Source organism: Rhodococcus sp. EPR-134, assembly GCF_001647205.1.
In the GTDB taxonomy this organism is placed as follows: domain Bacteria; phylum Actinomycetota; class Actinomycetes; order Mycobacteriales; family Mycobacteriaceae; genus Rhodococcus_F; species Rhodococcus_F qingshengii.
The window spans coordinates 1-13,851 of the sequence record NZ_LVCT01000405.1 but is presented as its reverse complement, the minus strand read 5'-3'; the positions used below and the strand labels follow the sequence as shown (position 1 = coordinate 13,851).

The window sequence follows — 13,851 nt, the reverse complement described above, 5'->3', positions numbered from 1 at the left end:
TCTTCCGCCCGTTCGCGGCACTGACGCAAGAAGGCTTCGTCCGCCGCCGGATCCTGCGCAACGGCACGTCCCGGGCGCTCGTATTCGCCGTACCCGGTTGGGCCGACGTATCCGCGGGGCGCGTTCTGTCCGCGCCCGACCACCAGCCACAGAACCGATCCCAAAGTAGGAAGGAAGATGATGATCAGAATCCAGACGACCTTGGGTAGGTACTGGATGTAGGCGTCATCTCTCGTGATGGCGTCGACGATGCAGAAAATCCACAGCAACATCGTGATGAGGCCGAACAAGGCATAGGGCACGCTGGCGATTCCTCCCGAGAATAAAAAACCCTCGCCATGCTAACGAAAACAGACCAATTAGTACATTAGATTCTGGCGAATGTTGAACTCGAGCCATCCTCGGTACGCATCGACGTCCCATCCACTGACCCGACGCAATTGCTGATGAAGCTGAGGCGAGACGAAAGCGGCAAGTATGCCCGCGGCTTTCTCGAGCGAAATCTCAGGCCTCAACAAGCCATGCTCGGAGAGACCCTCGGCTATCGACATCGCATTGACGGCCGACTGATCCGACGACTCCTCGGATAGTCGACGCATGTCGGCATCCGCACCCGAGGATTCGACCGCGACCATCATCAGAGCGCCGGCACGTTCGAGCAGTCCGATGCCCTGAGCCACGATCTGGGAGACGATCCGGCGAACGTCATCGGGGTCCGAGGCCAGGTTCGGCGCGCCGAGTGGAACCTCTTCGGCATCGAGCGCCGCAGCGAGGGCCGCTTCGAAGATCTCGAGTTTCCCGCCGGGGAAGGCTGTGAACACCGTCCGATCGGCGACGCCGGCCGAGGCGGCAATCTGCTTGACGGTGGCTTTGACATACCCGTCTCGAATAAACAAGGCCGTCGCCGCATCACGAATGAGTTCACGCGTTCGCTGCGCGGAAGCTTCACGCACGCGGGAGTGGTACTGGCGTCTGCCCTCCATTGCGCACACTTTAGCCGCATTCGATGCAACGACCATGCATGGAAAGAATCGTGCAGCTCAGGAGCCTTTTCCGGGGTGATCTATCCAGCCGTCGCTACCGGGAAACACCAACGCCTCGTGGCCGTTGTCGTACCTGACCAGATAGGGAGGACCGCCGTCCTCGCCGTGCACCTCGAGAACCTCGGCAGTTACCTCCGCCTGCCCCACCACGCGCCCCTGGACGTGGAGACGGTCACCCACTTCGGCATGCATCACTCCTCCTCGCTGCCCGCTCGCGCAGGCGCAGACCAACCACTGACGTTGTTCCCGCCAAGCCGACTCGGAAACCCTGGGGCGAGTTGCCGTCGTGAGAAATCGCATATTCACCGAAGGTGACAGCGACGGGTGAACAGTGGTTCACTCATGGGTGAATTTCCGTTCACCATCGCCGCGTGAAGGACCGTCTCTTGGCATTGCACTCGTCTCCGACCACTCGCCGTTCAAGTCGGCTCATTACCGCAATTCTCTGTCTTTCCGGCACCGTGGTCGGGTTGCAACAAACGATGGTCATTCCGTTGTTGCCCGATTTCCCGAAGATCCTCGGCGTCAGCGCTGACGACGCCTCCTGGCTCGTCACCGTCACGCTCCTCACGAGTGCCGTCGCCACTCCGATCGTCTCCCGCCTGGCAGACATGTTCGGAAAACGACGCATGATGCTGATCTCGATGACGATGATCGTGGTCGGATCACTGGTCGCGGCGATCGGCGGCAACTTTGTCGCCCTGCTGATCGGACGTGGTCTCCAGGGCTTCGCGATCTCGATGATCCCCGTCGGAATCAGCATCATGCGCGACGAACTGCCCAAGGAGAAGGTGGCGTCGGCAACAGCGTTGATGAGTGCCACTCTCGGAATCGGCAGCGCACTCGGGCTCCCGCTGTCCGGGTTGATCTTCGAGCATCTGGGCTGGCCCGCCATCTTCTGGCTCTCGGCGATCGTGGGCGTCCTGCTGATCATCGCGGTAGCCGTCGTCGTCCCGGAATCGAGTGTTCGTACCCGCGGCAAATTCGACTTCCTGGGCGCGGTCATGCTCTCGACAGCACTCACGGCGATCCTCCTCGCCATCTCCAAGGGCGCCAGTTGGGGGTGGACGCGCGAACTGACATTGCTGATGTTCGTCATCGGAATCGTGACTCTCGCATTGTGGTTCCCTTACGAACTCCGCGTCACCCAGCCGATGGTCGATCTACGAACGTCGGCCAAGCGGCCTGTTCTGCTGACCAACGTCGCCTCGATCCTCGTCGGCTTCTCGATGTACGCGAACAACCTCTCCACCACCCAACAACTTCAGATGCCGAAGATCTCCGGCTACGGCTTCGAACTGGGCGTGATGGCGGCCGGACTGTGCATGATTCCGGCAGGCCTCGCGATGGTCTTCTTCGCGCCCGTCTCCGCGAACATCACGAAGCGATTCGGAGCCAAGATCACCCTGATCGTCGGCGGCACGGTGCTCGCGCTCGCCTACATCGCGCGAGTGTTCCTGACCGGTTCGATAGCACTGATCATCATCAGCGCGGCGGTGGTCAGCATCGGAACTGCAATCGCCTACTCCGCGATGCCGATGCTGATCATGCGATCGGTTCCGATCACCGAAACCGCGTCGGCGAACGGCCTCAATTCGCTGCTCCGCTCGGTCGGTACGTCGACCTCCAGCGCGGTGGTTGCCGCCATGCTCACGTCGATGGTCATCCCGTCCGGGCCGGGCGAGGGCCTTCCGTCGATCGACGCCTTCAAGAACATCTTCTGGCTGGCCGCCCTCGCCGCCGTGGCTGCTGCCGCTGCCGCTGCGTTCATTCCTCGCCGCGGCGCAAAACCGGAAGCGGCACTTCGCCCGGTGACCCCGGAAGGGTTCGAGCTTCCCGACGCCGCCGTGTCCGAAACGGAAATTGTGGTTGCCGGTCGTGTGGTCCGGGCCGACAGCCGACCGATCCGGCAGGCCGTTGTCACCGTGATGGACATGGAGGGGCGACCGATCGACTGGAGTCGCGCCGACAACGAGGGCAACTTCTCCCTCGCCCTACCCCGGCCCGGCCGGTACCTGGTGGTCACGAGCGCCGACGGTTGGTCCCCGAGATCACAGGTAATCAGCTTCGACAGCGCGCAATCGACGCACACCGTCGAACTCGGTGACCGCCTCACCATCTCCGGCAAGGTCGGAGTCGGCGGCCGAACGACCTCGGGAACCGTCGTCACGCTCACGAAACCGACCGGCGAATTCGTCGCATCCACGGTCACCGACGGAACCGGGCACTACGGAATCGCACTTCCCACATCCGGCCGGTACATCCTGACCGCGCTGACCGAGAGCGGACACGGCACATTGGCTCGTCAGATAGCGGTCATCGCGCAGTCCACCGTCGTCGATTTCGACGTACCCGTCGATGCCGAGCCGTTGACGACAGTATGAACGCCAGTACGAGCAACCGAACGCATGGCGATCGGGTATCGAGGCGGAGGCGAGCGACATGAGCAGCGGCGAAGCCAGCATCCTCACAGCAGCGAAAGCCTTGTTCGCGAAACGCGGTTACGCATCGACGACCATCAAGGACATCGCGGTCGCAGCCGGCTACTCCCCTGCCCTGGTCATGAAGATCTACGGCAGCAAAGCTCGGCTGTACTCGGCTGCGATCCCGTCCGCACCTCCGATGGACGAGGATCCGAATGCCGACGCCACCGGACACATCGGCTGTCAACTGGTCGAGAAACTTGTCGCTCGTAGAGAATCCGACGAAACCGATCCGTGGGCAATGCTCGCAGTACACGTTCACGAGGCGCCAGATCCGGACGCCGCTCGGGCCGAGATCAAGCAACGATACGTTCACGGGATCGCGCGCCGCATCGGCGACACGGAGCCCGGTTTGGTACGCAGCCAGATCGTCGTCTCACTGCTGCTCGGACTGGCCACCGGCATGCGGACACTCGAACTCCTCGGTGAGGATTCACTGTCGTCGGAGGATCTGATCCGGCGCTACGGAAGGCTGATTCAAATAGCCGTCGACGAAATCGAACCGGTATCCGAGCACGAATCGTTCATCAGTGACACGGTGCAGGAATGACTACTTACCGATACCTCGACGCCGACCGGAATCTCCTCGAAGAGAAAGATTTCGAAACCGAGCAGGACGCACAGGAATACCGACTCTCCGTCCTCGGTGCCGAACACATCGAGCCCACCGACGAATGACGCCTCCGCAAAGGAAGCCGAAGCAAGGCATTCTGTAGCGTCGAGACCATGCCTGTAGCTTGCTTGGGATCGATCACCCTCGATTGCAGTGATCCACAACGCCTTGCGGAATTCTGGCGAAATATGCTGGGCGGCGAAATCACGTACAACACTGAGAAGTTTGCGACCGTCAGCACAGGCGGTGGCCAGATCACCGCAATCCGCATCGACGAACACCGCCCGAGCACGTGGCCGATGGCTGCAATACCGAAGCAGATTCATCTGGATTTAGTGGTCGATGATCTGGACATCGCACAGGAGCAAGCTGTCAGCCTCGGTGCTCAAATCGGTAGCCGGCAGAACGCGCCGGAGCGTTGCCGGGTTCTACTCGATCCCGCTGGTCATCCGTTCTGTTTGTGTCTGGCGGGTCCGAATCTGTCGCCGTGGTCAATGCCTGGCGAATCTGCGTGAGTTCGTCGATCAGAGCTTGAACGCGCCGCTCGATTTCGTCACGGATCGGGCGAACTGCTTCAAGGCCCTGTCCGGCCGGGTCGTCGAGAACCCAGTCTCGGTAACTCTTGCCGGGGAAGATCGGGCACGTGTCGCCGCAGCCCATGGTGATGACGACATCCGAATCCTGGACGGCGTCGACAGTGAGGATCTTCGGAGACTGCGCTGAGATGTCGATACCGCGCTCTGCCATCGCCTCGACCGCTGCCGAATTGACGGTCTCGGCGGGTGCGGATCCGGCGGAACGGACCTCGATGGCGTCGCCTGCGAGATGGCTCAGGAATCCCGCGGCCATCTGAGATCGACCGGCATTGTGGACGCAGACGAACAACACCGATGGTTTGCTCATGACCTCGCTCTTTCTCGACTGAATGAAACCTCTTCGACTGCAAAGCGTTTGCGTAGTGCAAGGGAGACATAGACCAGCCCGACGAGCACCGGTACCTCGATCAGCGGGCCGACGACACCGGCAAGAGCTTGCCCCGAGGTGGCGCCGTAGGTGGCGATGGCTACCGCGATCGCGAGTTCGAAGTTGTTGCCCGCGGCGGTGAACGCCAGGGTCGTGGTGCGTTCATAGCCCAATCCGATTGCGGCGCCGAGGATGTAGCCTCCGCCCCACATGAGCGCGAAGTACGCGAGCAGGGGCAGCGCGATCCGGACGACATCCCAAGGCTGGGAGGTGATCTGTTCGCCCTGCATCGAGAAGAGCACGACGATGGTGAACAGCAGACCGTAGAGCGCCCAGGGGCTGATCTTGGGGATGAACTTGTTGTCGTACCAGTCGCGGCCTTTGGCGCGTTCGCCGAAGAAGCGGGACAGAAAACCTGCCAGCAGCGGGATACCGAGGAAGATCAGAACGGATTTGGCGATCTGCCAGGGCGAGGTGTCGATGGTGGTCTGTTCGAGGCCGAGCCACCCGGGCAGGACCGAGAGGTAGAACCAACCGAGCACGGCGAACATGATCACCTGGAACACCGAATTGATGGCGACCAGCACCGCGGCGGCTTCGCGGTCTCCGCAGGCCAGGTCGTTCCAGATGATCACCATCGCGATGCAGCGAGCGAGACCGACGATGATCAAACCGGTTCGGTATTCCGGCAGGTCAGGCAGAAACAGCCAGGCGAGGGCGAACATCAGCGCCGGGCCGAGAACCCAGTTCAGGAACAGGGAGCCGGCGAGGAGTTTCTTGTCCCCGGTGACTGTGTCGAGGCGGTCGTAGCGGACCTTCGCCAGGACCGGGTACATCATGATCAGCAGACCGAGGGCGATCGGTAGCGAGATGCCGTCGATCTGCACCTTGTCCAGGGCAGTGTTCACACCGGGGATCCAGCGTCCAACCAGCAGGCCGACGACCATGGCCACGCCGATCCAGACCGCCAGATAGCGGTCGAGGGTGGAGAGTTTTCCGACGACTTCGGGGTGTTCGGTGGTGGCAGCGGTGTTGCTCATGCGGTGACCTCTACGCACGCGTCCGCGACACTCACGCTCGTACCTTCAACCAGTAGAACGGCGGAAAGCTGTTGCAGCGCAGCCGGAATAACCCAGTAGTACACCCAGGTCCCGCGTCGTTCACAATCGAGTAACCCGGCCTGGCGCAACACCTTGAGGTGATGCGAGATAGTCGGCTGAGACAGATCGAACGAGTCGGAGATGTCGCAGACGCAGGCTTCACCACCCTCGTGACTTGCCACCAAGCTGAGCAAGCGGAGACGAACCGGATCGCCGAGGGCCTTGAACATCCGAGACAAGTCGCCGGCCCAATCCTCGGTCAACGGTTCACGAACGAGCGGGGTGCAGCAAGCCTCGGAGTCCGGCAGCTCTTGATTCGACATTCTTCGATATTGACAGATATCGAATCAACCCGCAATCGGGCATCCGGTCAGCCGGATCCCGGACTCATCCCTCGGCGATCGCCGTTCGACGCTCGAGCAGAACAGTGTCGCGCCACACGCCGTCGAGTTCGGCGATCTTCTCGCGAAGGCCGACCGTTCGAAACCCGGCCGAATGATGCAGCGAGATGGAGGCACGGTTCTCCGGGAACATCGACGTCTGCAGAGTCCAGAGTCCGTCGGCGTCGGCGGCCATGACTTGCTTGCGCAACAACGCCTTTCCGACGCCACGACCACGCATGCCGTCCGCAACGTACACGGAGTTCTCGGCAACCCCGCGGTAGCAGTCACGCTCGGAAACCGGACTCAACGCAGCCCATCCGACAACAACACCCCCGACAGTCGCCACCCATCGATGCTGCGGCAGCCACCGTTCGTGGAGATGCTCACGCGAGGGGACCTCAGCGGCAAAGGTGGCATTTCGGGTGTCGATACCCTCGCCGTAAATACGGCGAACCGCATCCCAGTCGTCGTCGATCATGGCCCGGACAGAGACATCGTCGCGCAGATCACTCGGGCAGCACGGACGCGGAGCAAGGACTCCCATCACCACATCCGCCGCCTGCGGCAAGGCAACGCAACACGTCGGACTCATCGCGACGACCGTGCTCGTCCCTTCCTTACGCATGGTCACAAAACCCACATCGGCGAGCTTGCGCAGGTGGTGCGACACCGTCGGTTGCCCGATCCCCAACGCCTCGGCGAGCGCTCCGACGGTAATACCACCGACCGCGCTCGCTACCCGGTGAAGCAATCGGACGCGCATCGGCTCGGCAAGGCAGGCGAACCACTGCGCGTAGGTATCGGCATCGCCCTGCGCGAGGACGGAAGAACGGATCTGATCCGGGTCCGAATCGCCGACTCGCACCGTCGGAGTCTGCAGCGAAGTCATCTCTCCACTATATCGACAGCTGTCGATGGTTGCCTACATTGATGATCGTCGATACAGTTCTCCGTAGATCGATAATCGTCGATGAAAGGCACGAAAATGAAGCCCCTACCCGTTGTCGTGATCGGGGCCGGCCCGATCGGCCTGGCAGCCGCAGCAGAACTGCGCGAGCGCGGACTCACACCCCTTGTATTCGAGCGCGGAACCACAGCCGGTGCTGCGATCTCCGAGTGGAATCACGTTCGACTGTTCTCCCGGTGGTCCGAACTCGTCTCCCCCGCCGCGCGGCGACTCCTCGACCAGAATGGATGGAGCTCACCCGACGGGCAGACCTATCCGACCGGCCGGCAATGGCGCGAGCTCTACCTCGAACCACTCGCCTCGGCCCTCGCCGACCTGGTCCAGTTCGACACCGAGGTGATCGGCGTCGCTCGACGCGGACGTGACCTGGTCGTCGACGCCGGACGCGACAGCGAACCCCTCTCGATTCACCTGCGGCGCCGGGACGGAACCGAGGATCGGATGTTCGCCCAGGCCATTGTGGATGCGTCCGGCACCTGGGGCACCCCGAACCCGCTCGGTGGTGAAGGTCTTCCTGCACTCGGCGAAGGCGCTGTGGGTACTGCGATCCGGTACCGGGTTCCTGATCTCGACGATCCGGCAGTGCGGGCACAGTTCGCCGGAACGCACACCGTCATCGCAGGTAGTGGCCACTCCGCGCTGACGGCGATCGTTGCGCTGTCAGGGTTGGCGGAGCAGGCTCCGAGCACCCGCATCACCTGGGCGGTCCGCCGAGGAAACATCGGCTCTGCATTCGGAGGCGGCGACGCTGACGAACTGCCCGCGCGCGGCGCCCTGGGCTTGCGTGCAAAGAAGGCCGTCGAGGATGGCCTGTTGAGAGTCGTCACCGGCTTCCGCACCGCAGAGGTGACAACTACCCCTTCGGGACAACTCATACTCGCCTCCGATGCGGGTGATCGCATCGAGAACGTGGACAACGTCATAACGCTGACCGGCTTCCGCCCCGATCTGTCCTGGCTCTCGGAAATTCGACTCGGCGTCGACCCGGTCTTACAAGCACCGGTCGAGCTTGCTCCGCTGATCGACCCGAACGTCCACTCGTGCGGCACCGTTTACCCGCATGGCGCGAAGGAGCTTCGCCATCCGGAGCCGGGGGTGTACTTGGCTGGAATGAAAAGCTACGGCCGAGCACCCACCTTCCTGGCGATGACCGGCTACGAGCAGGTTCGCAGCATCGCAGCCGAGCTCGCCGGCGATCACGAAGCAGCGGCCCGCGTCGAGTTGATCCTTCCGGAGACCGGAGTCTGCGGCGGCGCAGGCATTTTCGACGAACCTGACACAGCAGAAACCGACACAGGGAAAGCCGAGGGCGGATGCTGCAGCGCCCCCGCTCCGAAACTGATCACGCTGTCTGCACCGTCCGGCAACACCTGCGGATAGAAACAGTCCTTGACGACGGAACCAGCCCGCCGGGCTGCCACATCCGGCCGAACAAGGCATGCTGATCGTGTGCATACATTCGAGGTCTGGGCGCCCACACCGGAATCGGTCCGGGTCGAAGTCGACGGCATCACGCACGAGATGGACCGGACCGACGACGGGTGGTGGCGCGCCGAGGTCGACTGCGACAACCGCGCTCGCTACGGCTTTGTCGTCGACGGTGAAACACTCCCGGATCCGCGTTCACCACGCCAGCCCGAAGGCGTGCATCTCCGCTCCCAACTGCACCAACTCGACGAGGCGTCCTGGACCGACTCTCAGTGGACCGGACGACAACTCCCAGGATCATCGGTCTACGAACTGCACATCGGAACGTTCACCCCCGAAGGAACATTCGACGCCGCGATCGAACGTCTCGATCACCTGGTAGACCTCGGCGTCGGCTTCGTGGAAATCATGCCGGTCAACGGCTTCAACGGAACTCACAACTGGGGCTACGACGGTGTGCTCTGGTACACGGTCCACGAGAGCTACGGTGGCCCGGACGGATTGCAACGCTTGGTGAATGCGGCCCACGAACGCGGACTCGGCGTGATCCTTGACGTGGTCTACAACCACCTGGGCCCGTCGGGCAACTACCTCGAAAAGTTCGGCCCCTACATTGCCGATGGAGCGAACACCTGGGGCCGAACGATCAACATCGGCGGTCCGCAGTCGGGCGAGGTTCGCGAGTACATCATCGGGAATGCCCTGCGATGGATGCGCGATTTCCACATCGACGGTCTACGCCTCGACGCCGTCCACGCGTTGGTCGATCACACCGCAACGCACATCCTCGAGGAACTCGCCGTCCGAACGGAAACACTGTCGGCTCATCTGGGTCGACCGCTCACGTTGATCGCCGAAAGCGATCTCAACGACGCCACTCTGATCACGCCACGAGCGGCCGGCGGGTTCGGCTTGGACGCGCAGTGGGACGACGACATCCACCACACCATTCACACGGCCGTGTCCGGCGAACGCCAGGGTTATTACGCCGACTTCGGATCCTTGGAATCCCTTGCAAATACATTGCGGCGCGGTTTCTTCCACGCCGGAACGTATTCCTCGTTCCGTGGACGGGTTCACGGGCGGCCGATCGACATCACGCATCAGCCCGCCAGCGCCCTGCTCGCATACACGTGCACCCACGATCAGATCGGCAACCGCGCGATCGGGGACCGCCCGAGCGCCTATCTGACGCCAGGACAATTGGCGATCAAGGCGGCGCTGGTCCTGCTCTCGCCGTACACGCCGATGCTGTTCATGGGCGAGGAATGGGGAGCGACCACTCCGTTCCAGTTCTTCACCTCGCATCCGGAACCGGAACTCGGCGAGGCCACTGCCAAAGGCCGCAAAGCGGAGTTCGCGGCGCACGGCTGGAACAGTGACGACATTCCGGATCCGCAAGACCCACAGACATTTCTGCGATCGAAACTGGACTGGGACGAGCGAGACGACGAGACACGCGCTCGCGTCCTGGCCTGCTATCGCGATCTACTTGCCCTGCGCAGGAAGCGAATCGAGATCACCGACCCTTGGCTGGGGCACCTGCACGTCGACTACAACGAAGACGACCAGTGGATCACCCTGCGCCGCGGCGCATTACAGATCGTGTGCAATCTGGGAACGGACGCGGCCTCGGTCCCGGCCGGCGGAACCCCCATCCTCTGGTGGGATCCGCCGACACAGGACGAGACCGCGTCCGCAACAGTGGTGCCGGGGCACTCGTTCGTCGTACTCGAAAGCTGACTAACTCTCGAGATTCCGGTATTAACGCTTCGCGTTCTCTGGTGTACTCCGCAGCATCCGCAACACCAATGCGGCACTGACGAACAGAACCAAAGCTGTTGCACCGGCAGCAACGTGCATACCGTCGACAAACGCCGACTTCGCGGAATCGGCAAGCACCGAACCGAGTTCACCAGGTAGGTACGTTGCTTCCTGCAGGGCACCGCCGAGCGTGCCCTGTGCAGCGTGCGCCTGATCTGCTTCGAGCATCGAGGTGTCGATTCCCTTGCGGAAGATCGCCATCACCACGCTGCCCAGGATCGCCACGCCGAGCGCGATGCCGAGTTCGTACGCGGTCTCCGACACAGCGGACGCAGCGCCGGCGCGTTCGGGTTCCACCGAGCTGACCACGAGATCCGATGTCAACGTCAACGCGACACCGACACCAGCACCGGCCAGACCGAAGCCGATCACGAACATCAACGGGCCGCTGTCGACGCCGAGCGCGAGCAGCATCGCAGCACCGATACCGGCAACCGCGAGGCCCGCGCTGAGCACGTGAGACACCGACCACCGGCGAATCAACCAGGCCGCCGCAACCGCGGTGAATGCGCTGAGCAACATACCCGGGAGCATCAGCAGGCCGGCGTCGAGCGCCGAGTTACCCAGCACCAACTGCAGGTACTGCGAGCCGAAGAACAGGACACCTGCCAGCGCGAAGATCGAGAGCAGGTTGGTGATGACGGCGGTGGAGAACGACGCGTTGGCAAACAGCTTCAGATCCAACATCGGATCCTTCAGCATCCGCTGACGACGCACGAACACGTAACCCGCCGCGAGACCAACGAGGCCGATCACCAGCAACGTGATGCTGACGCCGTGCACCACGGATTCCTTGACCGCGTACACCAGCGGCAACATGGTCGCCATCGACAGACCAGCGCTGATGAGGTCGAATCGACCCGGATTGGGGTCCTTCGACTCCGGGATCAGGATCGGGCCGAGTACAACCAGCGCGATCATGACCGGAATGTTGATCAAGAAGACCGAACCCCACCAGAAGTGCTCGAGCAACCAACCACCGACCAAAGGGCCTGCCGCGGTACCGCCACCGGCCATCGCGCCCCAGACACCGATCGCCTCGGTGCGCTGACGCGGATTGACGAAGATCGTGCGGATCAGACCGAGGGTGGCCGGCATCAGCGTTGCACCGGAAATACCCTGCAGCACGCGGGCGGCAATGAGCATCTCGGGACTGACAGCGAGAGCGGCGATGATCGAGGCGAGACCGAAGCCGACTGCGCCGATCAGGAGCAGTTTTCGCCTACCGATCCGGTCGCCGAGCGTACCCATGGTGATGAGCAGACCGGCGAGCACGAACGAATAGACGTCGATGATCCACAGCAACTGCGTGCTGCTCGGCTCGAGGTCGGCGCTGATGAACGGAAGCGCAAGATCGAGCACCGTGCCGTCGACTGCGATGAGCAACACAGCAAAGGCAAGGACTATCAAGCCCGCCCAGTCACGCTTTGTCGCCCGAACCTCGTCGGGATTGATTGCAGACGTATCTGCCGACACTGACATTGCTCCCCTGCGACTTTCTCTGAGTTCTTTCGAAAAGACTTCACTGCACCGTCCAGCCGGTACAGTAGGTCTACGGTAACAGTGAACCGTCCGAGCGGTAAAGTTATTTCCGGGTAGGGTCACATCACATGGCTGCCGACACTCGCGATCGAATTCTCGACGCACTGGAGAAGCTGCTGCTGGTCAGCGGCGTTGCCCAAGTCACGCTCGAAGGCGTTGCTGCCGAAGCCGGGGTTTCCAAGGGCGGACTTCTCTATCACTTCCCCAGCAAGGAAGCACTGCTCGCGGCGATGGTCCGCAGACTCGGAGAACGCTCGGATCAGCAACTCGAAGACGCCGTAGCCGGCGGTACGACGGTCACCGAGTTCTATCTGCAGATCCCCGATGCGAACGAAAGCGAAGAACTCTCACTCTTCCGGTCGATCATCGCGGCACTGCGAACAGTCGACGGACAACACGACGAGATCCAGAAAGCCGTCACCCACGTGATGCGCAGCTGGGACAAAGGCCTTCAGACCGAGATCGCCGATCCCATACAAGCCGAGATCATCCGACTCGTCGGCGACGGTCTGTACCTGGCGGCCATGCTCGGGCTTCCCCAGCCGGATCCCGAATTGCATCGACAGGTGGTCGAGCGACTGCGGCCCTGACCGGGGGCGTCCCTTACGTCAGATAGCGGTACGCCGGGCTTCCCGGCTCGAGCCTCTCGGACTGCATCGGCGCGCGCTCCATCCGCTCGAGTAACGCCGCCAACCCGTCGGCGGAACCGAGTTCGATACCCACCAACGCGGCACCCGTCTCGCGATTGTTTCGCTTGACGTACTCGAACAGCGCGATGTCGTCGTCCGGCCCCAGCACGTCCGAAAGGAAGCGACGCAACGCTCCCGGTTCCTGCGGAAAGTCCACCAGGAAGTAGTGCTTGAGCCCGAGGTGAACGAGCGAACGCTCGAGAATTTCGCCGTAACGGGAGACGTCGTTGTTGCCACCGGAGATCAGGCACACGACGGTCGAACCCGGCTCGAACGTCAAATTCTGAAGTGCCGCAACGGAAAGCGCACCCGCAGGTTCGGCGATGATGCCCTCGCTCTGATACAGCTCGAGCATCGCCGTGCAGATAGCGCCCTCGTCGATCTGATTGACGACAAACGATCCCGAACCGGACCGCGTCTGAAGTTGACGAGCCACGAGCGGCAACGACGCGTGCGACACGACGGCGGCACCCAGACGTGAAACGACCTCGTAGGGAACATCGCCGATCCGCTTGACCGCTGCTCCGTCGACAAATGGATCGACGTCGGGAAGAGTCACCGGGCCCCCGGCAACAAGAGCGGCCGTCATGGACGCCGCGCCGGACGGCTCGATCCCGACGATCGACGTCTTCGGCGACCGCTCGTGCAGGTAGGTGGCGATGCCCGCAATGCAACCGCCACCGCCGACCGGCACGACGATCGTGTCGAGAGGGGCGTCCAATTGCGTGAGAATCTCCGCTGCAATGGTTCCTTGCCCCGCAGCGGTGCGCACGTCGTCGAACGGCGGAACCATGGTTGCGCCGGTTTCGGCTACGT

The 13,851-nt window shown here is 62.5% G+C and carries 15 protein-coding genes and 1 pseudogene; 7 read left to right on the top strand and 9 right to left on the bottom strand.

Features of this window, described 5'->3' with window-relative positions; translation table 11 throughout:
* The 3 genes from A2J01_RS18640 to A2J01_RS18630 all read right to left on the bottom strand — a co-directional run.
* Positions 1 to 302 (bottom strand): PLD nuclease N-terminal domain-containing protein (locus A2J01_RS18640; RefSeq protein ID WP_064113293.1); only part of this gene is annotated, 302 nt, incomplete at its 3' end.
* A gap of 57 nt (positions 303 to 359) precedes the next feature.
* Positions 360 to 983, bottom strand: coding sequence for a TetR/AcrR family transcriptional regulator (locus A2J01_RS18635; RefSeq protein ID WP_042450140.1), 624 nt, complete (start codon positions 981 to 983; stop codon positions 360 to 362).
* Between the two features lie 57 nt (positions 984 to 1,040).
* Positions 1,041 to 1,235 carry a DUF1918 domain-containing protein gene (locus A2J01_RS18630; protein ID WP_003941743.1) on the bottom strand — a complete coding sequence of 65 codons (195 nt, stop codon included), beginning with the start codon at positions 1,233 to 1,235 and terminating at the stop codon, positions 1,041 to 1,043.
* A 179-nt stretch (positions 1,236 to 1,414) separates the two neighbouring features.
* On the opposite strand from A2J01_RS18630, the gene A2J01_RS18625 reads away from it, so the two are divergent.
* The 4 genes from A2J01_RS18625 to A2J01_RS36465 are packed head-to-tail and all read left to right on the top strand — an operon-like array spanning position 1,415 to position 4,654.
* On the top strand, positions 1,415 to 3,427 hold the full coding sequence (locus A2J01_RS18625) for an MFS transporter (RefSeq protein ID WP_064113292.1): 2,013 nt from the start codon (positions 1,415 to 1,417) through the stop codon (positions 3,425 to 3,427).
* Positions 3,428 to 3,485: 58 nt separating this feature from the next.
* Positions 3,486 to 4,076 (top strand): TetR/AcrR family transcriptional regulator, encoded by a 591-nt coding sequence (locus A2J01_RS18620; protein ID WP_064113291.1) that lies wholly within the window; start codon positions 3,486 to 3,488, stop codon positions 4,074 to 4,076.
* Complete coding sequence (locus A2J01_RS37215; RefSeq protein ID WP_256082667.1) at positions 4,073 to 4,204, top strand: hypothetical protein; 132 nt, start codon at positions 4,073 to 4,075, stop codon at positions 4,202 to 4,204. Before A2J01_RS18620 ends, A2J01_RS37215 begins: the two co-directional genes overlap by 4 nt.
* Positions 4,205 to 4,252: 48 nt before the next feature.
* Positions 4,253 to 4,654: a VOC family protein gene (locus tag A2J01_RS36465; RefSeq protein WP_073513039.1), complete on the top strand. Its 402-nt coding sequence runs from the start codon at positions 4,253 to 4,255 to the stop codon at positions 4,652 to 4,654.
* On the opposite strand, the pseudogene A2J01_RS18615 reads toward A2J01_RS36465, so the two are convergent.
* The 4 genes and pseudogenes from A2J01_RS18615 to A2J01_RS18600 form a co-directional block, all read right to left on the bottom strand.
* A pseudogene (locus A2J01_RS18615) lies at positions 4,653 to 5,042 on the bottom strand (arsenate reductase ArsC); the annotation flags it as partial. The gene A2J01_RS36465 and the pseudogene A2J01_RS18615 sit on opposite strands and share 2 nt — an antisense overlap.
* A complete protein-coding gene (arsB, locus tag A2J01_RS18610) occupies positions 5,039 to 6,142 on the bottom strand; it encodes an ACR3 family arsenite efflux transporter (protein ID WP_064113290.1) in 1,104 nt (367 codons plus the stop codon). The pseudogene A2J01_RS18615 and the gene arsB, both read right to left, overlap by 4 nt.
* Complete coding sequence (locus A2J01_RS18605; RefSeq protein ID WP_030537016.1) at positions 6,139 to 6,525, bottom strand: ArsR/SmtB family transcription factor; 387 nt, start codon at positions 6,523 to 6,525, stop codon at positions 6,139 to 6,141. Before A2J01_RS18605 ends, arsB begins: the two co-directional genes overlap by 4 nt.
* A 64-nt stretch (positions 6,526 to 6,589) precedes the next feature.
* Positions 6,590 to 7,474, bottom strand: coding sequence for a helix-turn-helix domain-containing GNAT family N-acetyltransferase (locus A2J01_RS18600; protein WP_064113289.1), 885 nt, complete (start codon positions 7,472 to 7,474; stop codon positions 6,590 to 6,592).
* A 96-nt stretch (positions 7,475 to 7,570) separates the two neighbouring features.
* Here A2J01_RS18600 and A2J01_RS18595 point away from each other — a divergent pair, with 96 nt between their 5' ends.
* Together A2J01_RS18595 and treZ are read left to right on the top strand one after the other, a co-directional pair.
* A complete protein-coding gene (locus tag A2J01_RS18595) occupies positions 7,571 to 8,932 on the top strand; it encodes an NAD(P)-binding domain-containing protein (RefSeq protein WP_064113288.1) in 1,362 nt (453 codons plus the stop codon).
* A 69-nt stretch (positions 8,933 to 9,001) separates the two neighbouring features.
* On the top strand, positions 9,002 to 10,723 hold the full coding sequence (gene treZ / locus A2J01_RS18590) for a malto-oligosyltrehalose trehalohydrolase (RefSeq protein ID WP_064113287.1): 1,722 nt from the start codon (positions 9,002 to 9,004) through the stop codon (positions 10,721 to 10,723).
* Between the two features lie 21 nt (positions 10,724 to 10,744).
* Here treZ and A2J01_RS18585 read toward each other — a convergent pair whose 3' ends face one another.
* Positions 10,745 to 12,286 (bottom strand): MFS transporter, encoded by a 1,542-nt coding sequence (locus tag A2J01_RS18585; protein ID WP_042452853.1) that lies wholly within the window; start codon positions 12,284 to 12,286, stop codon positions 10,745 to 10,747.
* A gap of 128 nt (positions 12,287 to 12,414) precedes the next feature.
* Between A2J01_RS18585 and A2J01_RS18580 the strand changes: the two genes are divergently transcribed.
* A complete protein-coding gene (locus tag A2J01_RS18580; protein ID WP_019748850.1) occupies positions 12,415 to 12,936 on the top strand; it encodes a TetR/AcrR family transcriptional regulator in 522 nt (173 codons plus the stop codon).
* A gap of 13 nt (positions 12,937 to 12,949) precedes the next feature.
* Here A2J01_RS18580 and A2J01_RS18575 read toward each other — a convergent pair.
* Positions 12,950 to 13,851: pyridoxal-phosphate dependent enzyme (locus A2J01_RS18575; RefSeq protein WP_064113286.1), on the bottom strand; the 902-nt coding region annotated here is incomplete at its 5' end.